The 25,321-nt window shown below is 74.2% G+C and carries 18 protein-coding genes; 13 read left to right on the top strand and 5 right to left on the bottom strand.

Translation table 11 applies throughout. The features are described from left to right. Positions 1–261 precede the first annotated feature (261 nt). A complete protein-coding gene (locus AB0L37_RS16290) occupies positions 262–867 on the bottom strand; it encodes a dihydrofolate reductase family protein (RefSeq protein WP_365504943.1) in 606 nt (201 codons plus the stop codon). 166 nt (positions 868–1,033) lie between these two features. On the opposite strand from AB0L37_RS16290, the gene argC reads away from it, so the two are divergent. From argC to AB0L37_RS16265, 5 genes are read left to right on the top strand one after another with little or no spacing between them, the layout of a single operon-like run. After that, a complete protein-coding gene (gene argC, locus AB0L37_RS16285; protein WP_365504942.1) occupies positions 1,034–2,074 on the top strand; it encodes an N-acetyl-gamma-glutamyl-phosphate reductase in 1,041 nt (346 codons plus the stop codon). Next, the gene (argJ, locus tag AB0L37_RS16280) at positions 2,071–3,222 is read left to right on the top strand and encodes a bifunctional glutamate N-acetyltransferase/amino-acid acetyltransferase ArgJ (RefSeq protein WP_365504940.1); all 1,152 of its coding nucleotides are present in this window, start codon (positions 2,071–2,073) and stop codon (positions 3,220–3,222) included. Before argC ends, argJ begins: the two co-directional genes overlap by 4 nt. Continuing rightward, a complete protein-coding gene (gene argB, locus AB0L37_RS16275) occupies positions 3,219–4,154 on the top strand; it encodes an acetylglutamate kinase (protein ID WP_365504938.1) in 936 nt (311 codons plus the stop codon). The genes argJ and argB overlap by 4 nt, the downstream gene beginning before the upstream one ends. Next, positions 4,151–5,347: an acetylornithine transaminase gene (locus AB0L37_RS16270; protein WP_365504936.1), complete on the top strand. Its 1,197-nt coding sequence runs from the start codon at positions 4,151–4,153 to the stop codon at positions 5,345–5,347. Before argB ends, AB0L37_RS16270 begins: the two co-directional genes overlap by 4 nt. 16 nt (positions 5,348–5,363) lie before the next feature. Beyond that, positions 5,364–5,954, top strand: coding sequence for an arginine repressor (locus AB0L37_RS16265; RefSeq protein ID WP_365504935.1), 591 nt, complete (start codon positions 5,364–5,366; stop codon positions 5,952–5,954). A gap of 31 nt (positions 5,955–5,985) precedes the next feature. Here the strand turns inward: AB0L37_RS16265 and AB0L37_RS16260 are convergent, their stop codons facing one another. From AB0L37_RS16260 to AB0L37_RS16250, 3 genes are all read right to left on the bottom strand, one after another. Continuing rightward, a complete protein-coding gene (locus AB0L37_RS16260) occupies positions 5,986–6,981 on the bottom strand; it encodes a bile acid:sodium symporter family protein (protein ID WP_365504933.1) in 996 nt (331 codons plus the stop codon). A 91-nt stretch (positions 6,982–7,072) separates the two neighbouring features. Then, entirely contained in the window at positions 7,073–7,789 is a 717-nt protein-coding gene (locus tag AB0L37_RS16255; RefSeq protein WP_365504931.1) for a L,D-transpeptidase family protein, read from the bottom strand. Between the two features lie 3 nt (positions 7,790–7,792). Beyond that, positions 7,793–8,380, bottom strand: a complete 588-nt coding sequence (locus AB0L37_RS16250) for a pyridoxamine 5'-phosphate oxidase family protein (protein WP_365504929.1) — start codon at positions 8,378–8,380, stop codon at positions 7,793–7,795. Between the two features lie 224 nt (positions 8,381–8,604). On the opposite strand from AB0L37_RS16250, the gene argH reads away from it, so the two are divergent. From argH to AB0L37_RS16220, 6 genes are all read left to right on the top strand, one after another. Beyond that, positions 8,605–10,032, top strand: a complete 1,428-nt coding sequence (gene argH / locus AB0L37_RS16245) for an argininosuccinate lyase (RefSeq protein ID WP_365504927.1) — start codon at positions 8,605–8,607, stop codon at positions 10,030–10,032. A gap of 120 nt (positions 10,033–10,152) precedes the next feature. Beyond that, positions 10,153–11,010 (top strand): DUF4132 domain-containing protein, encoded by an 858-nt coding sequence (locus AB0L37_RS16240; RefSeq protein ID WP_365504926.1) that lies wholly within the window; start codon positions 10,153–10,155, stop codon positions 11,008–11,010. Continuing rightward, positions 11,007–16,082 (top strand): hypothetical protein, encoded by a 5,076-nt coding sequence (locus AB0L37_RS16235; protein WP_365504924.1) that lies wholly within the window; start codon positions 11,007–11,009, stop codon positions 16,080–16,082. Before AB0L37_RS16240 ends, AB0L37_RS16235 begins: the two co-directional genes overlap by 4 nt. Before the next feature lie 90 nt (positions 16,083–16,172). Next, positions 16,173–17,339 carry an AAA family ATPase gene (locus AB0L37_RS16230; protein ID WP_365504922.1) on the top strand — a complete coding sequence of 389 codons (1,167 nt, stop codon included), beginning with the start codon at positions 16,173–16,175 and terminating at the stop codon, positions 17,337–17,339. Positions 17,340–17,344: 5 nt separating this feature from the next. Beyond that, complete coding sequence (locus AB0L37_RS16225) at positions 17,345–20,950, top strand: DUF5682 family protein (RefSeq protein ID WP_365504920.1); 3,606 nt, start codon at positions 17,345–17,347, stop codon at positions 20,948–20,950. Next, positions 20,947–22,809 (top strand): hypothetical protein, encoded by a 1,863-nt coding sequence (locus AB0L37_RS16220; protein WP_365504918.1) that lies wholly within the window; start codon positions 20,947–20,949, stop codon positions 22,807–22,809. The genes AB0L37_RS16225 and AB0L37_RS16220 overlap by 4 nt, the downstream gene beginning before the upstream one ends. A gap of 19 nt (positions 22,810–22,828) precedes the next feature. On the opposite strand, the gene AB0L37_RS16215 is transcribed toward AB0L37_RS16220, so the two are convergent. Then, positions 22,829–23,098, bottom strand: a complete 270-nt coding sequence (locus tag AB0L37_RS16215) for a hypothetical protein (RefSeq protein ID WP_365504916.1) — start codon at positions 23,096–23,098, stop codon at positions 22,829–22,831. Positions 23,099–23,234: 136 nt separating this feature from the next. Here AB0L37_RS16215 and AB0L37_RS16210 point away from each other — a divergent pair, with 136 nt between their 5' ends. After that, positions 23,235–23,786: a helix-turn-helix domain-containing protein gene (locus AB0L37_RS16210; RefSeq protein ID WP_365504914.1), complete on the top strand. Its 552-nt coding sequence runs from the start codon at positions 23,235–23,237 to the stop codon at positions 23,784–23,786. Then, a complete protein-coding gene (locus AB0L37_RS16205; RefSeq protein ID WP_365504912.1) occupies positions 23,783–25,309 on the top strand; it encodes an MFS transporter in 1,527 nt (508 codons plus the stop codon). Before AB0L37_RS16210 ends, AB0L37_RS16205 begins: the two co-directional genes overlap by 4 nt. Positions 25,310–25,321: the final 12 nt, after the last annotated feature.

Genomic DNA, 25,321 nt, shown 5'->3' with positions numbered 1-25,321 from the left:
TGGCCTCCAGAAGGACGGGGGAGCGTTCCTGACCCTGTCGACGCTATGACTTCGAGTGCGCTCCAGGTCAAACCCGGCCCGCGGACCACCCGCCCGCGTCGGCCCACAGCTCGGCCGCGCCCATCAGGACGCCCGCCGCTCGAACCTGCCCCCTGCGTCCCACGCCGCCGGATCCGCGCGCGGGTGGTCGCGGAACAGCCTGCGCCGGAAGCCGAGCGCACCGTCAGCGGTCCGGTGAGCGCGGTTCGCGGGGGAGCGGCATCAGGCGGGGGCGCCGAGCGGCGGGTGTTCGAGAACGCGGGGCTTGTACTCGACCAGCTGGAGGCCACCCTCGAAGGTGCGGTGCTCGGTCATCTCCAGGGCGACGTCCGGATAGCCGTCGTAGATGCGCTCCTCGCCCGTGGCCCCGGTGATCACCGGGAACATCACGACCCGGAACCGGTCGACGAGTCCGGCGCTCAGCAGGGACCGGCACAGGCTGAGGCTGCCGATCGTGCTGAGGAGCCCCGACCCGCTCGCCTTCAGGTCACGGACCGCCTCGACGGCGTCGTCCCGCACGAGCGTGCAGTTGGCCCAGGTCAGCGGAGCCTCCAGCGAGGAGGAGAAGACGACCTTGGGCGCCTGCGTGAGCTCGTCCACGGATGCCTCTTCCTCGGGCCTGAACTCGTCAAGCCCCTCCGGCACCTCGCCCGCCGCGAAGCCCGACATCAGACGGTAGGTGTTCGCCCCCATCAGGTAGGTGGACTCGGGCTGCTTGCCGAGCCAGGCGAGGTACTCCGGGCTCTCCAGACCCCAGAACCCGGGCCATCCCTCCGCGGACGCGTAGCCGTCGAGGGAGGTGATGAAGTCGACGAGAAGCTCTGACATGACGGTGTCCCTTCCTGGAGTGTCACCAGCTTGGACCGGCGGCGGACGGAAAACTCATCGGTCGCGCGGGCTCGGGATCGCGGGGGAACGGTATGTCTCGCAGACCCGCATGATTGCATAAACGTGCATCGCCACGTATAGTCATGCCATCGAAGAGGAGGGTTCCATGGCGGTACGCGCAGCAGTGGCTGGAGCGAGCGGATACGCGGGCGGGGAAGTTCTGCGCCTGCTGCTCGCCCACCCCGAGGTGGAGATCGGCGCCCTGACGGGCAACTCGAACGCGGGGCAGCGCCTGGGTGCGCTCCAGCCCCACCTGTTCCCCCTCGCCGACCGCGTCCTCCAGGAGACCACCGCCGACGTCCTCGCCGGGCAGGGCCGACGGCATGATGTGGTCTTCCTGGCGCTCCCGCACGGGCAGTCCGCCGCCGTCGCCGAGCAGCTCGGCCCCGACGTCCTCGTCGTCGACATGGGCGCCGACTTCCGGCTGAAGGACGCGGCCGACTGGGAGGCGTTCTACGGCAGCCCGCACGCGGGTACCTGGCCCTACGGCCTTCCCGAACTGCCGGGCGGCCGCGCCGCGCTGGAGGGGTCCAAGCGCATCGCGGTGCCCGGTTGCTACCCGACGGCCGTCTCCCTCGCCCTCTTCCCGGCGTACGCGGCAGGGCTCGTCGAGAGCGAGGCCGTGATCGTCGCCGCCTCCGGCACCTCGGGCGCGGGCAAGGCGGCCAAGCCGCACCTGCTCGGCAGCGAGGTCATGGGGAACATGTCGCCGTACGGCGTCGGTGGGGGCCACCGGCACACCCCCGAGATGATCCAGAACCTCAGCGCGGCCGCGGGCCACAAGGTCTCCGTCTCCTTCACGCCGACCCTCGCGCCCATGCCGCGCGGCATCCTCGCCACGTGCAGCGCCAAGGCCAAGGACGGCGTCACCGCCGAGACCGTACGGGCCGCGTACGAGAAGGCGTACGCCGACGAGCCGTTCGTGCACCTGCTGCCCGAGGGGCAGTGGCCGCAGACCGCCGCCGTGTACGGGTCGAACGCGGTGCAGGTGCAGGTCGCACACGACGCGGCGGCCGGCCGGGTCATCGTGATCAGCGCCATCGACAACCTCACGAAGGGCACCGCAGGCGGTGCCGTTCAGTCCATGAACATCGCCCTGGGTCTGGATGAGACCACGGGCCTCTCGACGATCGGAGTCGCGCCGTGAGTGTGACGGCAGCCAAGGGATTCCAGGCCGCGGGCATCGCCGCCGGAATCAAGGACAGCGGGAACGCGGACCTGGCCCTCGTGGTCAACCGCGGCCCCCGCCTGGCGGCCGCGGGCGTCTTCACCTCCAACCGCGTCAAGGCCGCCCCGGTCCTCTGGTCCGAGCAGGTCCTCAAGGGCGGCCTCGTCTCGGCCGTCGTCCTGAACTCCGGCGGGGCCAACGCCTGTACGGGGCCGAAGGGCTTCCAGGACACGCACGCCACCGCCGAGAAGGTCGCCGAGGTCCTCGACCTGAACGCGGGGGAGGTCGCCGTCGCCTCCACCGGCCTCATCGGCGTACTGCTCCCCATGGACAAGCTGCTCCCGGGAGTGGAGACCGCCGCGTCCCAGCTCTCCGAGCACGGCGGCGAGAAGGCCGCGATCGCCATCAAGACCACCGACACCGTGCACAAGACGTCGGTGTACGAGGGCGACGGCTGGACCGTCGGCGGCATGGCGAAGGGCGCCGGCATGCTGGCCCCCGGCCTCGCCACGATGCTCGTCGTCCTCACCACGGACGCCGACCTCGACAGCGAGATCCTCGACAAGGCGCTGCGCGACGCCACCCGGGTCACCTTCGACCGGGTCGACTCCGACGGCTGCATGTCGACGAACGACACGGTGCTGCTGCTCGCCTCCGGCGCCTCCGAAGTCGCCCCGGAGTACACCGAGTTCGCGGCCGCCGTACGGACCGTCTGCGACGACCTCGGCCGCCAGCTCATCGGTGACGCCGAGGGCGCCAGCAAGGACATCAAGGTCGAGGTGATCAACGCCGCGACCGAGGACGACGCCGTCGAGGTGGGCCGCTCCATCGCCCGCAACAACCTCCTCAAGTGCGCCCTGCACGGCGAGGACCCCAACTGGGGCCGGGTCCTGTCCGCCATCGGCACGACGTCGGCGGCCTTCGAGCCGGACCAGCTGAACGTCGCGATCAACGGCGTGTGGGTCTGCAAGAACGGCGGCGTGGGCGAGGACCGCGACAAGGTCGACATGCGCTACCGCGAGGTCCACATCGTCGCCGACCTCGCCGCGGGCACCGAGACCGCGACGATCTGGACGAACGACCTGACCGCCGACTACGTCCACGAGAACAGCGCGTACTCGTCATGAGCGAGCCGACCGAGAAGCAGAAGACGGCCCCCGCGCGGAAGCACACCGCCCTGCCCAAGGCGCAGATCCTCATCGAGGCGCTGCCCTGGCTGACCCGGCACCACGGCAAGACCGTCGTCATCAAGTTCGGCGGAAACGCCATGATCGACGAGGAGTTGAAGGCCGCGTTCGCGCAGGACGTCGTCTTCCTGCACCACGCCGGGCTCAAGCCGGTCGTCGTGCACGGCGGCGGCCCGCAGATCAGCAGGGCCCTCGACAAGCACGGCATCGTCAGCGAGTTCAAGGCGGGCCTGCGGGTCACCACCGAGGACGCCATGGACGTCGTGCGGATGGTGCTCGCCGGACAGGTCCAGCGTGAGCTGGTCGGCCTGCTCAACCAGCACGGCCCGCTCGCCGTCGGCCTCACCGGCGAGGACGCGCACACCATCACCGCCACCAAGCACCAGCCCCGCATCGAGGGCGAGTTGGTCGACATCGGCCGCGTCGGCGAGATCACCGAGATCGACACCGGCGCCATCGAGGCCCTGCTCGCCGACGGCCGAATCCCGGTCGTCTCCTCGATCGCCCGCTCCCAGGACGACCACCATGTCTACAACGTCAATGCTGATACGGCGGCTGCGGCACTCGCTGCTGCGCTGGACGCCGAGACGCTGATGGTGCTGACCGACGTCGAAGGCCTCTACGAGGACTGGCCGAACTCCGACGAGGTCATCAGCCGGCTCACCGCCACCGAACTCGAAAAGCTGCTCCCCGAGCTGGCGAGCGGCATGGTCCCCAAGATGGAGGGCTGCCTGCACGCCGTGCGCAACGGCGTGCACACCGCCCGTGTCATCGACGGGCGGGTCCAGCACTCGATCCTGCTGGAGATCTTCACGGACGAAGGCATCGGCACGATGGTCGTGCCCGACGCGGAGGGGGAACCCAACTCATGAGCAGCAACGAAGAGCTGACGACGCGGTGGCAGGCCGCCCTCATGAACAACTACGGCACGCCGCGACTGCCCCTGGTCAAGGGCGCGGGCGCGACGCTGTGGGACGCCGACGGCAAGGAGTACCTCGACCTCGTCGGCGGCATCGCGGTCAACGCGCTCGGCCATGCCCACCCCGCGGTCGTCGAGGCCGTCTCCACCCAGATCGCCTCCCTCGGCCACGTCTCGAACCTCTTCATCGCCGAGCCGCCCATCGCCCTCGCCGAGCGGCTCCTCCAGCTGTTCGGCCGGGACGGCGCGGTCTACTTCTGCAACTCCGGCGCCGAGGCCAACGAAGGCGCGTTCAAGATCGGCCGGCTCACCGGCAGGCGCCACATGGTCGCCACGACCGGCGGCTTCCACGGCCGGACCATGGGCGCCCTCGCCCTGACCGGCCAGCCCGGCAAGCAGGACGGCTTCACCCCGCTCCCGGGCGACGTCACGCACGTCCCGTACGGGGATGTGGACGCGCTCAGGGCCGCGGTCACCGAGGAGACGGCGTTCGTCATCATCGAGCCGATCCAGGGGGAGAACGGAGCGGTGGTCCCGCCCGCCGGCTACCTCAAGGCCGCCCGGGACATCACCCGCGCCACCGGCACCCTGCTCGTCCTCGACGAGGTGCAGACCGGCATCGGCAGGACCGGGCACTGGTTCGCGTACCAGGCAGACGAGGGCATCGAGCCCGACGTCGTCACGCTCGCCAAGGGGCTCGGCGGCGGTCTTCCGCTCGGCGCGACCGTCGCGTTCGGCGAGGCCGCGAAGCTGCTGAAGCCCGGCCAGCACGGCTCGACGTTCGGCGGCAACCCGATCGCGTGCGCGGCCGGACTCGCGGTCCTCGACACGATCGCCTCCGAGAGCCTGCTCGAGAACACCAAGCGGGTCGGCGAGCGGATCACGGCCGGAATCGAAGGGCTCGGCCACCCGCTGGTCAGCCACGTCCGGGGCGCGGGCCTCCTCCTGGGTATCGTGCTCACCGGGCCGCGCGCACCGCAGGTGCAGCAGGCGGCCCAGGACGCGGGCCTCCTGGTGAACGCGCCCGCACCCGACGTCATCCGGCTCATGCCCCCGCTGAACCTGACCGACGCCGAGGCGGACGCGTTCCTCGCGGCGCTGCCCGCCGCACTGGACACGGCCGCGGCCGACGGGGACCGAGCCTGAGGATGGGACGACGACGATGAGCAGCAAAGCGGAGAACGCGGAGAAGGCCGCGAGAGACGAGCAGGCCGCGAGGAACGTGGCGCTCGCCCACCACCCTCACGGCCCGGCCGTGCCGCAGACGCGCACCGCCCGCCACCGCAGGATCGTGGACATCCTCAACCGGCAGCCGGTGCGCTCGCAGAGCCAGCTGGCGAAGCTGCTCGCCGACGACGGACTCAACGTCACCCAGGCCACGCTCTCCCGTGACCTCGACGAACTGGGCGCGGTCAAGATCCGCAACACCGGCGGCGAGCTGATCTACGCCGTGCCCAGCGAGGGCGGCTTCCGCACCCCGCAGGCACCGCTCGGCGAGTCGGCGAAGGAGGAGCGCATGCGCCGCCTCGCCGGTGAACTGCTCATCTCCGCCGAGGCGTCGGCGAACCTGGTGGTGCTGCGGACGCCGCCGGGCGCGGCACAGTTCCTCGCCTCGGCCATCGACCAGGCCGAACTGCACGTCATCCTCGGCACGATCGCCGGTGACGATACGTTGCTGCTGATCAGCCGGGATCCGGCGGGCGGTCAGGCGCTGGCGGAGCACATGCTCCGCCTCGCGCAGAACGATCACTGACGGACCGGCACTTCAGGCCGCGGCCCGGGGCTCAGCCCTGGCCCGCGGCTTCGTTCTTCGCCCGGTACGACATCCATGCCGCGACCAGCGCGCCCGAGACGTTGTGCCACACCGAGAACACGGCGGCGGGCAGCGCCGCCAGCGGGCTGAAGTGGGCCGTGGCCAGCGACGCGGCGAGCCCCGAGTTCTGCATGCCGACCTCGAAGGCCATCGCCCGCGACGCCGGTGCGCCGAGCCGGGCCAGCTTCCCGGCCCCGTAACCGAGGGCGAGACCGAGGCCGTTGTGCAGCACGACGGCGAGGAGCACCAGCGCCGCCGCCGACTTGATGGTCTCGGCGCTGCCCGCCACCACCACCGCGACGATCACGGCGATGGTCAGCGCCGACAGCCACGGCAGCACGCCGAGGACCCGGTCCACGTAGCGGCCGAGCACCAGCCGGACGACCAGACCCGCGACGACCGGCAGCAGCACGGTCTTGAGGATGTCCGTCATCATCGACCCGGCGTCCACCGGCAGGTACTCGCCCGCGAGCAGCAGCGTCAGCGGGGGCGTGATCAGCGGCGCGAGCACCGTGGAGACGGTCGCGACGGACACCGACAGGGCGACGTCGCCGCGGGCCAGGAACGTCACGACGTTGGACGCGGTCCCGCTCGGCGCGCAGCCGACGAGGATGACGCCGGCCGCCAACTGCGGGGAGAGGCCCAGGGCGTGGGCGATCGCCCAGCCGAGCCCGGGCATGATCACGTAGTGGGCCACGAGCCCGAGACCGACGGCCCAGGGGCGCCGCGCGACGCCGCGGAAATCGTCGAGCGTCATCGTCAGACCCATGCAGAACATCACGACGCCGAGGAGATAGGGAACGTTCGTCCCCCACCCGGCGAAGGTGCCGGGCGCGGCCAGGCCCCAGGCGCCCGCGACGAGGACGAGCACGGGGAAGACAGTGACCGCGAGCCGCGCCGCACGGTCGGCGGAGCCGCTCTTCCGGTCGGGGGAACTGATGGTCGTGTGTTCGGTTTCGCTGTGCACCGGGCGATGCAACGCCGCGGCCGGGCACCCCTGCAACCCTGTCTCGATATGTGGTCGCTACATGTGGTTCGGTGGCGGACGGGGCGGGGCTTCAGTACCGGGTGATCGCCGTCGCCCCGCCCGACGTGCCGATCGCGATGTGCGGCGCCTTCCCCGGCCGCGCCCACGCCAGGATCCGGCGCATCGCGTCCTGCGGCACGGACACACAACCGGCCGTCGTCGCACGGCCGTTGACGTGCAGGAAGATCCCGGCGCCGCGGCCGTGCACCGGACGGTGGTAGTTGAAGCCGACGACAAGGGCGTACGCGTACTGCGTGTCGTAGTCGGCGAGGTGCTCGGACTCCGAGGCGCGGCAGTCGGCCGGGCGCGGCTCGGTCCAGCGGTTGTAGGAGCGCGAGGCGTTGTCCTGGCACCACCAGGAGTCGCGGTGCACCCGGCGGTACGCGGCCCGCGTCCCGCCCGGCGCCGCCTTGACGCCGAACGCGAACGGCAGGTCGTACAGGCCGGTCGGTGTCGTGTTCGTCCCCTGCTTGCGCCGCGCGCCCTCGACCAGGCCCTTCGCGCCGAACCGCGCGGTCACCGAACCCGCCTTCGCCCAGCGGCCATCCGCCCGGCGGTCCCACCAGGTGACGGTGCCGGACGTGGCGGACGCGCGGGGCGCCTCGGCGGTGATCAACTGGCGCCCGCCGCCGGTGTCGGCCATGCGGGCGGGCAACGGGACCGCGGCGGTGGCGCCGGCGGGCGGGGCGGCACCCAGCGCGGCGAAGGAGGCCAGGGCGACGGCGATACCTGCTCGTAAGGGACGCATGCCTCAGAACGTAGCGGGCGGCAGCGGCAACGGCAGCCCCGGTAGGCCGTCCAGGCTCTGCCCGATGTGCTCCTTCTTCTCGAAGTACGCGGCGAGTTCACCGTCGTCCTTGCGCGCGAAGTAGTCGCCGTGCAGCGTCCGCTCCTCGTCGTACGTCATGAAGGGCACCGCGAACCCGCAGGTGTCACGGACGAGTTCGGCCCGTACGACGATGATCGCGCGCAGACCGCTGCGGGTCGGGTCGATGTCCTCGAAGTGCGCCAGGAGCTCGCCGAAGCGCGGGTCGTCGCGGAAGACGGGCTCACCGCGGCCGTGCACCCGCACGATGGACGGCGGGCCCTGGAACGCGCACCACATGAGCGTGATCCGGCCGTTCTCGCGAAGGTGCGCGATCGTCTCGGCGTTCGACCCGGCGAAGTCCAGGTAGGCGACGGTCAGTTCGTCGAGGAGGGCGAAGGAGCCCTTGAGGCCCTTGGGGGAGAGGTTCACGGTGCCGTCGCCGGAGAGCGGCGCGGTCGCGGTGAAGAAGATCGGCTGCTCTTCTATGAAGGTGCGCAGGCGGCCGTCGATGCGGTCGTACGTTTTTCCCATGCGGCGATTTTCCCACGCGGGCCCTGAGCGCTTTATGCGCCGGGCGGGACCGGGCTCAGCGTTTGCCCTGCCCGGCGTCGGCCCGGGCGGGCGCCGTGCGGAGCGCCCCGTTGACAAAACATACAGAGGTCTGCATAGTTATGCCTAGAGGGCATCGGCGCGACACCGCACGGCCGGGCCCGCACGACCGGGACGACGGCACACCGGCACAACAAGGAGCAACCGTGAGCAGCAACACCGGAGATGTCCGCCTCTGGGGCGGCCGGTTCGCCGACGGGCCGGCCGAGGCCCTGGCGAAACTCTCCGCGTCCGTCCACTTCGACTGGCGCCTCGCCCCGTACGACATCGCGGGCTCCCGAGCCCACGCGCGCGTGCTGCACAAGGCGGGCCTGCTCACCGAGGACGAGCTGCAGCGGATGATCGCCGGCCTCGACCAGCTGGAGGCGGACGTCGCGGACGGCTCCTTCGTGGGCACCATCGCCGACGAGGACGTCCACACCGCCCTGGAGCGCGGACTCCTCGAGCGCCTCGGCCCGGACCTCGGCGGCAAGCTGCGCGCGGGCCGCTCGCGCAACGACCAGGTGGCGACGCTCTTCCGGATGTACCTGCGCGACCACGCCCGGATCATCGGCGGCCTGATCGCCGACCTCCAGGAGGCCCTCGTCGGACTCGCCGAGGCGCACCCGGACGTCGCGATGCCGGGCCGCACACACCTCCAGCACGCCCAGCCGGTGCTCTTCGCCCACCACGTCCTGGCGCATGTGCAGTCCCTCTCCCGGGACGCGGAGCGGCTGCGGCAGTGGGACGAGCGGACGGCCGTGTCGCCGTACGGCTCGGGCGCGCTGGCCGGTTCCTCCCTCGGCCTCGACCCGGAGGCGGTCGCGAAGGACCTCGGCTTCGAGCACGGCAGCGCCGCGAATTCCATCGACGGCACGGCCTCGCGCGACTTCGTCGCCGAGTTCGCCTTCATCACGGCGATGATCGGGGTGAACCTCTCCCGCATCGCGGAGGAGATCATCATCTGGAACACGAAGGAGTTCTCCTTCGTCACGCTCCACGACGCCTTCTCCACCGGCTCGTCGATCATGCCGCAGAAGAAGAACCCGGACATCGCCGAGCTGGCCCGGGGCAAGTCCGGCCGCCTCATCGGCAACCTGACGGGCCTGATGGCGACCCTCAAGGCCCTCCCGCTCGCGTACAACCGCGACCTCCAGGAGGACAAGGAGCCGGTCTTCGACTCCTGCGACCAACTGGAGGTCCTGCTCCCGGCGTTCACCGGCATGATGGCCACGCTCACCGTCAACCGGGAGCGCATGGAGGAGCTCGCCCCGGCCGGCTTCTCGCTCGCCACGGACATCGCCGAGTGGCTGGTGAAGCAGGGCGTGCCGTTCCGGGTGGCGCACGAGGTCGCGGGCGAGTGCGTCAAGGTCGCCGAGGCCGACGGCAAGGAGCTGGACGAGCTCACCGACGACCAGTTCGCCAAGATCTCCGAGCACCTCACGCCCGAGGTCCGTACGGTTCTGAACGTGCCGGGCGCCCTGGCCTCCCGCTCCGGCCGCGGCGGCACGGCACCCAGCGCGGTCGCCGTCCAACTCGCCGAGGTCAAGCAGGACCTGACCGTCCAGCGGACCTGGGCGGACGCCAAGAAGTAGCCCCGCCGCAGCGGCTCACGCGGCCCGGTCCCCTCCCTGGGGACCGGGCCGCGTCGCGTTGTCAGTGGTCGCCTCTACAGTTCGAGCAGTTGATCAGCACGGGCTGTCGGGGAGGCAGTTGTGGGGTGGATGACCGCGGGCGACTATGAGGTCGCCTTGGACGAGACCGGCAAGGTCGTCTGTCGCAACGGCAAGGGCAGGCTGCTGAAGTCCGTCCCGCCGAAGATCGCCGACGAACCGGCCGTGGTGGGCCTGCGCCAGCTCACCGAGTGGCTTGAGCGCCACGAGCGCGACTGCCGCGACCAGGTGGAGAACTGGATGACGCGGTCCCTGCCCGTCCCCGCCGCCGTCCTCGCCCGCGTCTGGCCCGACCCCGCCTGGCGCGCCGCGCTCCAGGACCTCGTCGTCACGGGGGACGACGGCACGGTGGCCGGTTTCCTGCGCGACGCGGACGACGAGCGCGGCATCGGCCTCGTCGACCTGGACGGCGACACGGTCCGCGTCAGCCCCGCGCAGATCCGCATCCCGCACCCCGTGCTCCTCGAAGACCTCGACGAACTGCGCGAGTTCGCGGTGGAGCTCGGCGTCGAGCAGGGCGTCCAGCAGCTGTTCCGCGAGACCTACGTCCGCGGCGCCGACCGCGACCTTTCGGCCAAGGCCGTCGACGACTACGAGGGCGGCACCTTCAAGGAGCTCCGCTTCCTCGTCGGCCGCGCCACCTCGCTCGGCTACCGCGTCCGCGGCGGCCAGGCCGTGCTGCCCGTCCTCGAAGCGGGCCGCGGCGTCGAGGCCCGTGTCTGGGTCGGCGACTACGACGGCTACGAGGAGACCGAGACGGGCCCGCTGACCTGGACCACCCCGCACGGCGCCGCCCTGCCTCTCGGTGAAGTCGGCCCGGTCGCCTGGTCCGAAGGCATGCGCATGGCCGCCGCCCTGTACGCGGGCCGCGTCCTCGAGGACACGGAGCAGGCGGCATGAGCGCACACGACGAGCAGCACGGGGCCACGGGGGAGACGGCTATGGGGGAGACGGGTATGGGGACGTACACCGGTACGGACACGGGGACGCTGCTGGAGGCGGGCGCCGTCCTGCTGCCCGGCACCCACCAGGGCGAGGACGCCGACGCGCTGACGGTCCGCGCGTACGCGCACCCCGTCCTCGAGGGCCGGACCGTCGTCCGCCTCGTCCCCGAGACCCTCGGCGAGGCCGAGGACCTGGCCCTCGACTTCCTCGGACTGACCCGCACCGCACTGCACACCGGCCTCGGCCAGGTGCGCCGCGAGACGCTCGGCTTCCCCGCCTGGCCCCTCGTCCACGACCCGGCCAACGGACACCACGCGCTGGCCCTCGTCAAGGATGTCGAGCGGTTCTCCCGCATGGCCAAGTCCCGCGCGGGCGCCGCGAAGGAGGGCTTCGAAGCGCTCGGTGAGCGCCTCGGCCGCTCCGTGCCGCACTTCCTGCCCACTTTCTACGAAGAGGCCGGACGCGCCTTCCTCCGCCACGAGAACACCACCTACGCGGCGACGTTCTTCGGCAAGGCCCGCGAGGCCGAGCGGGTGCACAGCCTGACCGTCGACGAGGAGCGGCAGCGCGCCGTGTTCCTGGAGTTCGCCTTCGCCGGCGCGCTCACCGTCAAGGCCCTCAAGGACCACGTCCGCGACCTCACCGAGCGGCTCAGCCCCGAGGCCGCCTGGCGGCAGTACCGGCAGCTCGTCGTCGAGCGGTGCGGCGCCGGCATGCCGCCGTACGCGGCGCTGCCGCAGGACGCGCGCCGCCTCATCAAGGCCGCGGGCCTGAACCGCGTCACCGAGGAGACCGCCCTCCTCGCCGAACTGCTCGCGTCCCCGGCCGTGGTGCGCGCCCCCGCCTCCTTCTGGACCGCCTACCGGGCCACGCTCGCCGTCCTCGCCGAGGAGCAACCCGCCGTCCGCGCCCGCCTGTTGGAGTTCGTGCCGACCGGACTGGGCCGGGACGCCGACGCCGAGCGGCAGTGGCTCGACCTGCTCGCCGAGACCGGCGCCGAGGCCCTGCTCACCACCCCCGAGGCCACCCCTGACGTGGACGCGGGCGGCTGGCTGTCCCGCTGGGCCGCACACCTCCAGGGCGGCTGGCGCGGCAGGCGCCGCACCCCGCTGACGTACGCCCTCGTGGAGCGCATGGCGGCCCGCCTCGTCGCCGAAGGACGGCCGGTCGACCTGGACCGCGCAGGGACCGCATGGCAGAGCCGCCTCGACCTCGACCTCGCCGACCTGTGCCTCGCTCTCGGCGTCCCGGTCGCCGACCCCCACCCCGACCAGGGGCCGAACGTGTACGGGCGGCGCCGCGGCATCGGCCTCGACGAGTGGCTCGACGGGGACGCCGAGGGCCGCCGCGACCTGGCCGCGCTTGCCGCAGACCCGCGCTTCGCACCCCTTCTGCGGACGCACATCGGTTTCGGCAACTGGAACCACCGCCACACCGGATTCATCGCCGGACACCCCGTCCTGCGCGGCGTGTTGAGCGACTGGCTCGACGAGCAGGCCGACGCGCTCACCGGCGCCGCGGGCCTGCCCGGCGTCGAGGGCGCCCTGAACCACCTGCGGCGCTTCCGCTCCGTCGCCGCCGAGGTCAACCCGGCCGCCGTGGACCGCGTACGCGACCACGACCTCACCGCCCACCTCGCCCGCACCCTGCGCGCCGGCATCGTCGACGAGCTGGGCTGGCCCGCGCTCGAGGAGGCGATGCGCCGGCTCGGCCCCGCACCCAAGATCCGGCACGGGCAGCCGTACGTCGTCCAGGAGGCGTGGCCCGCGCTGATCGTCGCCCACCGCGACAAGGCCGTCGTCGTCGGCCCGGACAGCGTCCTTGTGGAACACGAACTGCGCGTCCCCGCGGCCGCCGACGACTGGAGCAGCCGCGCCTACCGGTACGTCGACGGAGACCTGCTCGTCGCCTGGTGGGAGAGCGGCGGCGCCCGCGCCTACTGGACCTCGCGCCCCGGTCACGTCTTCGAACCGGACATGCCCCGCTCCCTGTTCTGGCACCACCAGGCCGTCGACGCGAGCCTGCCGCTGCCCGCGGGCGGCCGCACCACCGGCGCCCGGCCGCTGCACGCGGGCGACACCCAGCTGCCCGAGAGCCACCAGGTCATCGGCGACGGCGTCGGACACTGGCGGCAGCGGGTGACCAGCACCGGCACCTCCTGGATCGAGTACGACGCGGCGACCGGCGCCACCGGGCGCGCCTCGCTCCCCGCCCACTTCGCGGCCGCCGTGCGCGACGGCAGCCCCCTGCGCCTCGCCGACTGCCGGCTGCTCCCGCTCCAGCCGGGCCTGGAGGACACCCCGCTCGGCACCGACGGCACCGTGGTCGGCCACTGGGTCCGCGCCGACGGCGACCGCCTCACGGCCGGCACCCCGGGCGGCGGCACGGTCTCGCTCCTCGACCGCGGCGGCGTCGTCCCCGTCGGCACCCTGCGCCTGCCCGGCGGCGCGGCACCGGTGCTCGGCCTGCACGGCGGCGCCATCGGCCTGTACGCGGACGGGACGGCGCCCGCGGCCGGCGCGTACGGCACCGTGCAACAGGGACCCGGCGGCGGCCGGTACGCGGCGGGCACGCCTCTCGTGCCGCCGCTGCCGTTCTGGCACGCGCTGCGGCCCCGCGACGAAGCGGGTTCCAAGACGCTACGGGACTGCGCCGACGAGACGGCCGCCGCCCTGGTCGAGGAACTCGCCGAGATCTACGCCGAGCACGCCACCGCCACCCGGGGCGAGCGCACCGACGAACAGAGGGCCCAGGACACCCTGGAACTGCGCGCCCGATGGACCGCCGCCGTCGCCCGCGCGCTGCCCGGCGTCACCGACCCGGCGCTGCGCGAAGGCATCACCTCGATCGCCGGCGTGGCCCTCCAACTGTGCGTGTCCGCGCACCAGTTCACGGACCCGGAGCCGGCCGGCGAGGCGGCCGCCCGGGCTCCGCGGCCGCGCCGCGCCATGTACGCGGACTTCACCCCCGAGCACGGCAGCGACACCCTCCTGCTGCGGGCGGTCCGCGCCGTCGTCGGCCACGGCGTCGCCGGCCACTGGTCCGGCGACGAGCCGCACGCGCTGCGGCAGATCAGGGCCGTCGGCGACGTCCTGTCCGGAGCCCCGGCGAGCGGCCCCGAGCCGCACCGTGACACGCCGCCGCTCGCCGACGGCTGGACGCGCGACGACGGCACCGTCCCCGCCGGCGGCGGCGGCTGGCTGCGGCTGCTGCCGCACCTGGCGGGCCTCGCCCACCGCGCCACCGTGCCGTTCACCGACGAGGCCGAGCGCGCCGCGCTGCTGCACTTCTTCGACGCCGTCGCGAGCGGTCCGCTCGCCGCGGGCACCGCCACCCTGCGCCGCGTCGTCCTGCGCGAGCAGCCGCTCAAGGACGACGAGGCGCCCCAGCGCAGGGGCGAGGTGCACCGCTGCGGCGAGCGCACCGTCGTCCTGCTGCACAGCGAGTACGTGTACGGCGACGGCGGCTACCACCACCGCACCCTGGAGTGGATCGCCCTCGACCACGACCCGAGCGGAGCGTTCGGCCCGGTCGGCCACTTCACCGTGCACCGCAGCGAGCCCCTGACGGCGAGCCTCGGCGCCGACCGGCTGACCGAACTCGCCGCGCGTGTGCGGGAGTCGGGCCCCGTGGCCTGGAGCCCCGAAGCCGTCGCCGAACTCGCCGCCGCACCCGGCTGCGGACCGGCGCAGGCCGCGCTGCTCCTCATGGGACGCCCCTGGGGCACCCTCACCACGGACGACGTGACCGAGTGCCGCGAGGTCACCGGGCTCACCAGGACGCAGATCGAGGCAGGGGAGGAGCGGCTGCGCGCGCTGCCCGCCGCCGAGCGGCACGAGGTCGCCGCCGCGCTGCTGCCCGCCGACACCGCTGCCCTGTGGCGCACCGGACCCGACGCGGCCGCCGCGCGCGCCGTGTGGACCGAGCGGTTCGGCAGCCTCGTCCGGCTCGCCGAGGACGTGGACACCGCCGCCCTCGGCGTGCCGGCCCTCGCCGCCGCGGAGGCCGTTCTGAACGCGGACCGCCACGCCTGGCTGTCCCGCACCACCACCCAGCGCATCAGCGATCAGGGGCGGCTCGTCGCGGACGACCTCGAAGCGCTGCCCCAGTCGCGCACCCTCACCGAGGCGGTCGACGGGCTCGCGGCCCTCGCGTACGGACTGCCGTACGGGCATCCGCTGCGGGCCGCGCTGCCCGGGGCGCAGGCCGCGCTGCGCGCCCGGCTCGACGACCCCGGCCTCTTCCTGGACTGCCGCCTCTCCTGGCCGGAGACGGGCCGCGTCCTGACCGCCGCGCGGCTCCGAACGGCGTACGGGATGCCCGCGACCGGCGGCGCGGACGCGGACGGCCTGACCCGCGCAGGGGCGGCGTTCGTCCTGCACCCCGGCCACGGCGACCAGGAGATGACGCTGCTGCGGCCGGCCGGGCTGACCGGTCCCGACGACCCGGCGATCGGGCTCGTCGAGGGCATCGTCGGCGCCGGGGCGGCCCGCACGCTGCGCCGTATCGCCGCCCTGCGCGGCGGCGACCTCACCCGCGCGCTCGCCGCCGACGGTGACGTCGAGGGTCCGGCCCAGGACCCCACGCGCAGCGTGCCCGGCCTCGTCACCGAGGTCGCGGACGCCCACGGCATCGGCGCGGACGCCGCCGCCCTGTACCTCCAGCTCCTCGCCCTGCCCGACCCCACCGACCGGAACACGGCGCGGTGGACCGGCTGGAAGCCCGCCCGCCTCAAGAAGGCCCGCGCCGAACTCGCCGCGACCGACCTGGTCGTCGAGGCCAAGCGGGCGCGGGCGGGGCGCGGTCTCTTCCTGCCCGGACCCTGGCTCGCCCTCAGGGCTCCTGCGCTGCCGCTCGAAGGGTGGAAGAGCGCGTTCCTCGACGTCACGGGGCACACGCGGGCCGTACCTCTGCTGCCCGTCCCCGAACTGTTCGCCCGCGCCTGGGAGCGGGTGCGCTCCGGGGACGTACCGGCCTACGAGGAACTGACCACGCGGGCTACCCGGAAGGGGCGGGCCCGTGGCTGACCCCGCCCGCCGTAGAGCACCGCACCTGCCGCACCTGCCGCACACCCCGAGCACCGTGAGCACATTGAGAACCCCGGAGGGGACCTGCTGATGACCCCGCTGACGACCACCGCACCGGCCCGCCAGATCGTGCCGCCCGAGGAGCTGTACGCGCAGGAACTCGCCTTCCTCGCCGCCCACGACGCCGGACCCCGGCCGCCCGGCTGGGCGCTGACGCCCCGCGCGGTCGTCACCTTCGTCATGGGCACCGACCAGCCCCTGGCCCTGCCCGAGGGGACGGCCGGACCGGAGGGCGTGCCGCGCAGACTGGCGATCCGGCGCAAGTTCGTGGGGGAGCGGGCCCTCGTCGAGCGGTGCGTGGTGACACTCGCGGGAGAGCGGGGCCTGCTGCTCGTCGGCGAGCCCGGCACCGCCAAGTCGATGCTCTCCGAACTGCTCGCCGCGGCCGTCTCGGGGACCAGCGCGCTGACCGTCCAGGGCACCGCGGGCACCACCGAGGACCAGCTCAAGTACGGCTGGAACTATGCCCTGTTGCTGGCGCAGGGCCCCAGCCCGCAGGCATTGGTGCCGTCCCCGGTGCTCACCGCGATGCGCTCGGGCGCCGTCGCCCGGGTCGAGGAGGTCACCCGCTGCCTGCCCGAGGTGCAGGACGCGCTGATCTCGCTGCTGTCCGAGCGCCGCCTGGCCGTGCCCGAACTCGCCGGGACGGAGCACGCTCAGGCGTTCGCGGCCCCGGGGTTCAACGTGATCGCGACGGCCAACCTCCGCGACAAGGGCGTCTCCGAGATGTCCGCCGCGCTCAAGCGCCGGTTCAACTTCGAGACGGTCGGCCCGATCGGCGACTTCGAGGCCGAACTCGACCTGGTCCGCAGCCAGTCCAGGGCGGCCGTGGAACGCTCGGGCGCGGAGTACCGCCTCGACGACACGGTCCTCGACATCCTCGTGACCGCGTTCCGCGAGCTGCGCACCGGCCGCTCCGCCGAAGGGTGGGAGATCGAGCGCCCCTCGACGGTCATGAGCACCGCGGAAGCCGTGGCCGTCGCGGCCGCCCTCGGCCTCGCCGCGGCCTACTTCCCGGGCGACCGGGACGCTCTCGCGCTGCTTCCCGGGCACCTCACGGGAGTCGTGCGCAAGGACGACCCGGCCGACGCGGCCCGCCTGCTCGGCTACTGGGACGGGGCGGTGCGCCGCCGCGCGGAGGAGGGGTCCGCCAGCTGGCGGACCCTGTGGGACCTGCGCCCGGTGCTGGAGGGCTGACCGACATGACCGCCGCTCCGCCGTCGCCGCCCGCCCCGGACGAGGCCGTCGCCGCGCTCACCGCGCCCGACGGCCCGTACCTCATCGGCGTACGCCATCACTCTCCCGCGCTCGCCGCCGTCGTGCCGCGGCTCCTGGACGAGGCGCGGCCCGATGTGCTCCTCGTCGAACTGCCCGCGGAGACCCAGGAGTTCCTGGGCTGGCTGGCCGACGAGGAGACCGTCGCGCCGGTCGCGCTGGCCGCGGTCCTGGGTGCGGACAAGGCGGGCGGCGGCGACACCGGGGCGGGGCCCGCCTTCTACCCCTTCGCCGACTTCTCGCCGGAACTGGCGGCGCTGCGCTGGGCCCGGCGGGCAGGCGTTCCCGTGGTCGCCTGCGACCTGCCGCTCGCCGACCCGGCCTGGCGCGAGCCACGCCTGACCGGTCCCGCGGCGAAGGCAGGCCGCCGTCTCCAGGACGCCCTGCGCGAGCGGATCACCGGCCGCGCCGACGACGACCTGTGGGACCGGCTCGTCGAAGCGCCCGCCCCCGGAGCGGCGCCCGAGGAGTTGCGCCGCGCCGCGCTGCTCACCGGGTGGGCACTGCGCCGGGACGCGGAGGAGGGTGGGGGCACCGACTTGCTGGACCTCGCGCGTGAGGCGTGGATGCGGGCGTGCGTGCGCGCGGCCACGGCGGACGGGGGGCGGGCGGCGCTGGTCGTGGGCGCGTTCCATGCGGCCGCCCTGACCCGGGAGGCGCTGGACCGGGACGCGGCCAGGGACGAGAGCCGCCCGGCCCCGGCCCCAGGACCGCCTGCCGGGGAGGTGCACAGCGCCGCCGGTGACTGCACCGTCAGCCTCATCCCGTACACGTATCCGCTGCTCGACGCCCGCTCCGGCTATCCCGCCGGGATCCGCGACCCGGAGTGGCAGCACCGCGTCCTCGACGCGGCGGGCGCCCCGCAGGCGCTGCGGGAGGCCGTGCTGCGCGCCGCCGTGGCGATCTGCGCGGACGTACGGGAGCAGGGCCACCCCAGCGGCCCGGCCGACGCCCGCGAGATCGTGCGGATCACCGGTGACCTCGCGGCCCTGCGCGGCCTGCGCGCGCCCGGCCGCGGCGAACTCGTCGAGGCCGTCCAGACCGTCCTCGCCCAGGGCGAACCGCTCGGCCGGGGCCGGGCGGTGGCCCGCGCGATGGAGAAGGTCCTCGTCGGAGAGCGCACCGGCCGCCCCACCCCCGCCGCCCCGCGCGGCGGACTCGGCCCCGCCGTGGAGCGGGAGCTCGCCGAGCTCGGCCTGCCGGGACCCCAACAGCCGGGCAAGGAAAGGGAGGTGCGCCTCGACCCGCTGCGCACCCCTCGCGACCGCCGCCGCGAGATCCTGCTGCGCCGCCTCGCCCTGTGCGGGGTCCCGTACGCGCAGGAGCACGCCGTCACCGGCACGGGCGGCGGCGAGGCGCTCACCACCCGGTGGACGGTGACCTGGACCCCGGCGACGGCCGCGGTCCTGACGACCGCGAGCGTGCGCGGCGTGACGCCCGCGCAGGCCGCCGAGGGCGTGCTGCGTACGCGGATGCGGACCGCCGCCGAGGAGGGCGGCCCCACGGCGGCGCAGGCCCTGACGGCGCTCGAACAGGCCGCCCAGTGCGCGCTGCCCGCACTCGCCGAGGACGCGCTCGCCGAGCTGACCACGGTCCTGCCGGCCGGCGCGACGCTGCCCGAACTCCTCGCGGGCCTGCGCCTCGTCGACCGGCTCGCGGCGGGACACATAGCGGGCCTCGCCGCCCCGGACGATCCGGATCCGGACGCGGAGGACGCCCGGCGCCTGCGCCTCGCCGCCGCGGCCGACGTACTGAGCGCGGGGGCGGTCCGTGCGCTCGACGGCATCGGGGGCTCCGACGACCCGGCGGACGCCCGAGCGCTGGTGGAGCTGGCGCGCCAGGCCGACGAACCGGGCTCGCTGCGGCTCACGGACGCGCTGGCCCGGCTCGCCGCGGACGGCACGCCCCTGATGGCGGCGGCGGCCGGAGCGGTGCGGGCCCTGCTCGGCCACACCCCGGCCGAGGCCTTCGGCCGCCGGGTCGCGTCCTGGGTGGACGCGGCGACCGGCCCGGCCGCCCGCGCCGCGCTCACCGCCCGGCTGACCGGCCTGTGCACGGCGGCCGGCGCCCTCCTGGAGACCGCCCCGGACGTCCTCGACCCGCTCCTCGACCGCGTCACGAACCTGTCCGACCGGGCGTTCCTCGACCGGCTGCCCGCGCTGCGCGGCGGCTTCGACACCCTGTCACCGGCTGCCCGGGACCGCCTCCTCGACGTGGTGGAGTCCCGCACCGGCGCCGCCCTCGCCCCGCTCACGACGGACCCCGCGACCCAGGCGGCCTGGACCCGAGCGGACCTGGCGGCGCGCGAGACGCTGGAGGAGCTGGGACTGGGTTTGGGACCCGAGTTCGTATGCCCCGCGCCGTCGAAGGCACCCGATGCCGCTCGGAACGCAACATCCCGAGCGACCCCGGCACCGGCCGCCCCCGCCGCCACCCTCGCCCCGGCCGCACGCTGGCGACTGCTCCTGGGCCGCCGCGCCGACGAACTGCCGCCCGCCGCGGCCCCGTTGGCGACCGCCCTCGACGAGCTGTACGGCGCCGGCCGCGGCGAGGGGGCCCGCGGCGACCTCACCGGCCGCGGCGGCGGCCGCGAAGCCCCCTACCCCGGCGTACGGGAATGGGCCGAGGCGCTCACCGCGCTGTTCGGACCCGGCGTCCGCGAGGAGGTGCTCGCGGCCGCCGCGGCAGCGGGCCGCACCGACGCCGTCGAGGCGCTCGACCCCGACGCGGCCCGCCCCTCCGTCGAGCTGCTGCGCACCGTCCTCCAGCACGCCGGAGGCCTGCCCGAGTCACGGCTCGCCGCCCTGCGCCCGCTGGTCCGCCGCCTCGTCGACGAGCTGACCCGGGCGCTCGCCACCCGGCTGCGCCCCGCCCTCACCGGCGCCGCCACCGCCCGCCCCACCCGGCGCCCGGGCGGCGGCCTCGACCTGGCCCGCACCCTGCGGGCCAACCTCGCCACGGCCCGCAGGACCGACGACGGGCGGATCGTCGTGGTGCCGGAGCGGCCGGTCTTCCACGGCCGCGCCCGGCGCGCCGCGGACTGGCGCCTGATCGTCGTCACGGATGTCTCCGGCTCCATGGAGGCGTCGACGATCTGGGCCGCGCTGACCGCGTCCGTGCTCGCCGGAGTGCCCGCCCTGTCCACCCACTTCCTCGCGTTCTCCACGGAGGTCATCGACCTCACGGAGCATGTGCACGACCCGCTCGCCCTGCTCCTGGAGACACGGGTCGGCGGCGGCACCCACATCGCGGCCGGCCTGCGCCACGCCCGCCGCCTGGTGACCGTGCCCTCGCGCACGCTCGTCGTGGTGATCAGCGACTTCGAGGAGGGCTACCCGCTCGGCGGGCTGCTCGGCGAGGTACGGGAACTCGTCGGCGCGGGCTGCCAGTTGTTGGGCTGCGCGAGCCTCGACGACGCGGGGCGCCCGCGGTACTCGACCGGTACGGCAGGGCGGCTCGTCGCCGCGGGCATGCCGGTGGCGGCCCTCAGCCCACTGGAACTCGCCCGCTGGGTGGGGGAGAGGATCCGATGACCACGTTGCCGCCCGTACAGCCCGTCGTCACCGGCGAGATCGTCGCCGCGCTCACGCCCCGGCTGCGCAAACGCCTGGACGCCGCCGCGGCCAAACTCGCGGGGCGCCCGCACACGGCCGACCCCGGGTCCGGCGTGCACCGGATCGCCGTGGACGACGGCACGACCGTCGAACTGCACGCGCCCGGCGGCACGGTGACCTCGCCCGACGCGGTCCGCTGCGACTGCCTGCTGGCCCCGGCGTGCGTCCACCGCGCGGCGGCGGTCACGCTGGCACCGGTGGCGGAGCCCTCCACGGAGCCGGACTCCCTGGAGAACCCGAGCGTCCTCGCGGATCCGGATCCCGTCACGGACCCGGACCCCGTCACGGACCCGGACTCCGGCGCGACCCCGGACTCCGGCGCGGCCCCGGACCCCACCGCCTCCGCCGAAGTCCCGTCGCCGGACAGCCCGGCCCCCGCCACGGAATCCGCCGGGCCACCCGACCCGGCCCACGACAGGCCGCCCGCCCCAGCCCGCGACACAACCCCCGTCACCCAAGCCGCCCACGCCCTCTGGCAATCCGCCGCCCGTCTGCTCGACGCCGGAGTCGACGGTGCCGGCGCCGTCTCCCAGGCCGACCTGCTGCGCGCCGCCCACGTCGGCAAGGTCGCCGGACTGCACCGCCCGGCCGCCGCCGCGATCCGCGTGGTGAACGGCGTACGGGCGGCCCGCGCCGCCGACCCGGCGCACCGCACCGCCGAACTGGCCGACGCGCTCACCGAGTTGCTCGCCACGACCCACGCCCTGACCCGGGACCCCGGCGACGAGGCGGCTCGCGGCGCCGCCCGCCGCAGCTACACCCCGGCGGGCTCGCTGCGCCTGTACGGCCTGTTCACGGAACCGGTGCTCACCGCCGCCGGGCACGCGGGCTGCGTCACCTGGACCGTCGACGCCGACGGCCGGCTCTGCACGGTCCCTGACCTCGCCCCCGGCACCGCGGCCCGGGCCCGCGCCGTCGCCGATCGCGCGGTCCGGATCGGCGACACGTCGCTCACCGCGCGCGAACTGTCCCGGGCCGGCCTGACCGTCTCCGGTGCGACCGTGGCGCAGGACGGGCGGCTCGGCGCCGGCAAGTCCGTGCAGGCGGCCCGGGCCCGCGGCGCCGACTGGACCGAGCAGCCGCTCGCCGCCCTGTGGTCCGTGCCCGTCGCCGAACAGGCCGCCCGCGCCCGTACCTCGCCCCACGGCCTGCTCTTCCTGGACGTGACGTTGCACGGCGTCGCCCGCGAGCGGGGAGGCGACTGCCTGGTCGCCGAGTGCGAAGGAGTGCCCGTACGGCTCACCGCGGCACACGACGACCCGGCCTTCGCCCACCGGGACAACCTCGCCCTGCTCGCCGCCGCCCCCGGCACCCGCCTGCGCGTCATCGCCCGCCTCGTCCCGGCCGCCCACGCCCGCGCGGCCCTGCTGGCTGTGCGCCTGCCCTCCGGCGCCCTGCACGACCTGGGCCTGGACCGCCTCACGCGCGCGGACGTCCCCGCGACGGAGCCCGCGCCCGCGCTTGCCGCCCCGGTTCCGACACCGCCCGCACCCACCCATCCGCTGCGCCGCCGCGTCGACCAGGCGGTGGTGGCGGGCCGCCGCGCCCTCACCCTGGGGGCCCCGGACACCGATGTGAAGGCGCTGCGGACGGCAGGCCTGCCCACGGCGGCCGAGCTGCTCGACGCCCTGCACCGCGCGGCGGCCGACCGGGGCCGGGACGCCTTCGGCCGCCTCGCCCCGGCCGACGAGGGCGCGTTCGCCCGTACGTGGCTGGCCTGCGCCCGCTATACGCAGGAGGTGTCGGCGGCGCTCAGCGACGCGGCCTGGACACCGTGACGGCGGGCCGACGGAAGACTCAGCGGCGGGAGCGCGCCCCGCCCCCGTAGCTCGACAGATCGAGCAGCAGCCCGAAGAGGACCACCACCCAGCCGATGCCGCCGACGCCGACGACGGGCGCGTACGCGAGGACGTACCCCAAGGTCGTCCACGGCAGCAGGATCAGGCCGAGCAGCGGCAGCAGGACCCCGGTGAAGGCGCGGTCCACGAGATTCGTGAACAGCCAGGTGATGACGAGCGCGACCCGCGGTCCGATCGCCGCCATCGCCGCGAAGATGCAGCACCCCATGCCCTTGCCTCCCGGAGCTCCTGAACGTCCCGACGAACGCTCCGACAGTCGTAACACCGCGTGAGCGCCCCGGCCACCGGAGTCCCTCCTCCTCAAGAATGAGACATCAACGTCTCATTCGGTCTACTCTTGTCTCATGTCAGTCGATCGCGATCAGATGCTGCGCAGCGCCGCCGCCCTGCTCACCCGCAAGTCCACGGCCACGATGGACGAGGTCGCGCGGGCCGCGGGCATCAGTCGCGCCACCCTCCACCGCCACTTCGCGGGCCGCGACGCCCTCGTCCGCGCCCTGGAGGACCTCGGTATCCGGGAGTGCGAGGCAGCGCTCGACCGGGCCCGCCCGGAGGACGGCCGCGCCGAGGACGCGCTGCGCCGCCTCATCGGTGCGATCGAGCCGTCCGCCCCCCTGCTCGCGTTCCTCGTCACCGAGAACCAGCTCTTCGAGGGCGAGGAGCAGAACGAGGGCTGGGCCCGCCTGGACGCCCGCATAGGAGCACTGTTCCGGCGCGGCCAGGAGGACGGCGAGTTCCGCATCGACCTGACACCCGCCTGGCTGACCGAGGCCCTGTACGGCCTCATCAGCAGCGGCGCCTGGGCCGTCATGGACGGCCGCGTGGCGGCGAAGGACTTCCAATTCATGATCGCCGAGCTGCTGCTCGGCGGCGCACGACGGAGCGTGGAACCATGACCAGCACCCGACAGAGCACCCCGGCGACGGAGGTGGCACGCCCCGGACGGTGGCTCGCCCTCTGCGTCCTCGTGCTCGCCGTGCTGCTCGTCGCCGTGGACGCCACCGTCCTCGGCCTCGCGACCCCCTACATCAGCGAGGACCTCAAGCCCTCCGGTACGCAGCTGCTGTGGATCGGCGACGTCTACTCGTTCGTCATCGCCGGACTGCTCGTCTCCATGGGCAGCCTCGGTGACCGCATCGGCCGCAAGAAGCTGCTGCTGACCGGCGCGGTCGCGTTCGGCGCGGTCTCGGTGCTCAACGCCTATGCCACGTCACCGGAGTTGATGATCCTGGCGCGCGCCCTGCTCGGCGTGGCCGGTGCGACGCTGATGCCGTCGACCCTCGCCCTGATCCGCAACATCTTCCACGACCCGCGCGAGCGGTCCCTCGCCGTCGGCATCTGGGGCGCCATGGCCTCGGCCGGCGCGGCGGTCGGCCCGGTCGTCGGCGGCTTCCTGCTCGAACACTTCTGGTGGGGCTCGGTCTTCCTGATCAACCTGCCCGTGATGGCCGTCCTGGTCGTCGTCGGCATCAAGCTCATCCCCGAGTCGAAGAACCCGGTGCACGGCCCCTGGGACCTGGCGAGCGTCGCCCTCTCCCTCATCGGAATGATCGCTGTCGTCTACGCCGTCAAGGAAGCGGCGGCGCACGGCGTGAGCGGGGACGTGGCCGTGTCCGCGGTCATCGGCATCGCCGCGCTCACCTACTTCGTGCGGCGCCAACTCACCCTTTCCTCACCGCTGTTGGACATGCGCCTGTTCCGCAACCGCGGCTTCTCCGGAGCGGTCCTCGCCGACCTGCTGACCATCCTCGGCCTGTCGGGCCTGGTCTTCTTCCTGTCCCAGTTCCTCCAACTGGTGCAGGGCCGCGAGCCGTTCGAGGCGGGGCTCGCCGAACTCCCGGCCGCTGTCGGCGCGGTGGCGGCCGGACTGGTCGCCGGTACGGTCGCGCGCCGCTTCTCCGTGCGGTCCGTCGTCGCGGGCGGCCTCGCCGCGGTGGGCCTCGCCCTCGCGGCGCTCACGACGCTGAGCCAGTCGACCGGCTACCCGCTGCTCGGCACGGTGCTCCTGGTCGTCGGCGTCGGCGCGGGCTTCTCGTTCACGGTGACGGCCGACGTGATCCTCTCCAGCGTGCCCAAGGAGCAGGCGGGCGCGGCGTCCGCGGTCTCCGAGACGGCGTACGAACTGGGCGCGGCCCTCGGCATCGCCGTACTCGGCTCGATCGTCACGGGCGTCTACGCGGGCTTCACGGCGCCGCCGGGCACCCCGGCGGACGTGGCGTCGGCCGCCCACGAGTCCCTCGGCGGAGCGGTCGACGCTGTCGGCTCGCTGCCGGCGGCCCAGGCGCAGGAGCTGCTCGGCTCGGCCCAGACCGCCTTCGTCGACGGTCTCCAGGTCGCGGCCGGCGTCGGCGCGGCCGTCCTCCTGGCGACGGCCGTCGCGGCGTGGTTCCTGCTGCGCGGCCAGCGCCTGGAACAGTGACCCGCGGCCGCA

This window comes from Streptomyces sp. NPDC052225, assembly GCF_040679615.1.
In the GTDB taxonomy this organism is placed as follows: domain Bacteria; phylum Actinomycetota; class Actinomycetes; order Streptomycetales; family Streptomycetaceae; genus Streptomyces.
Note: the sequence above shows the minus strand (reverse complement) of the source record. Positions and strands in the feature narration are given on the sequence as shown.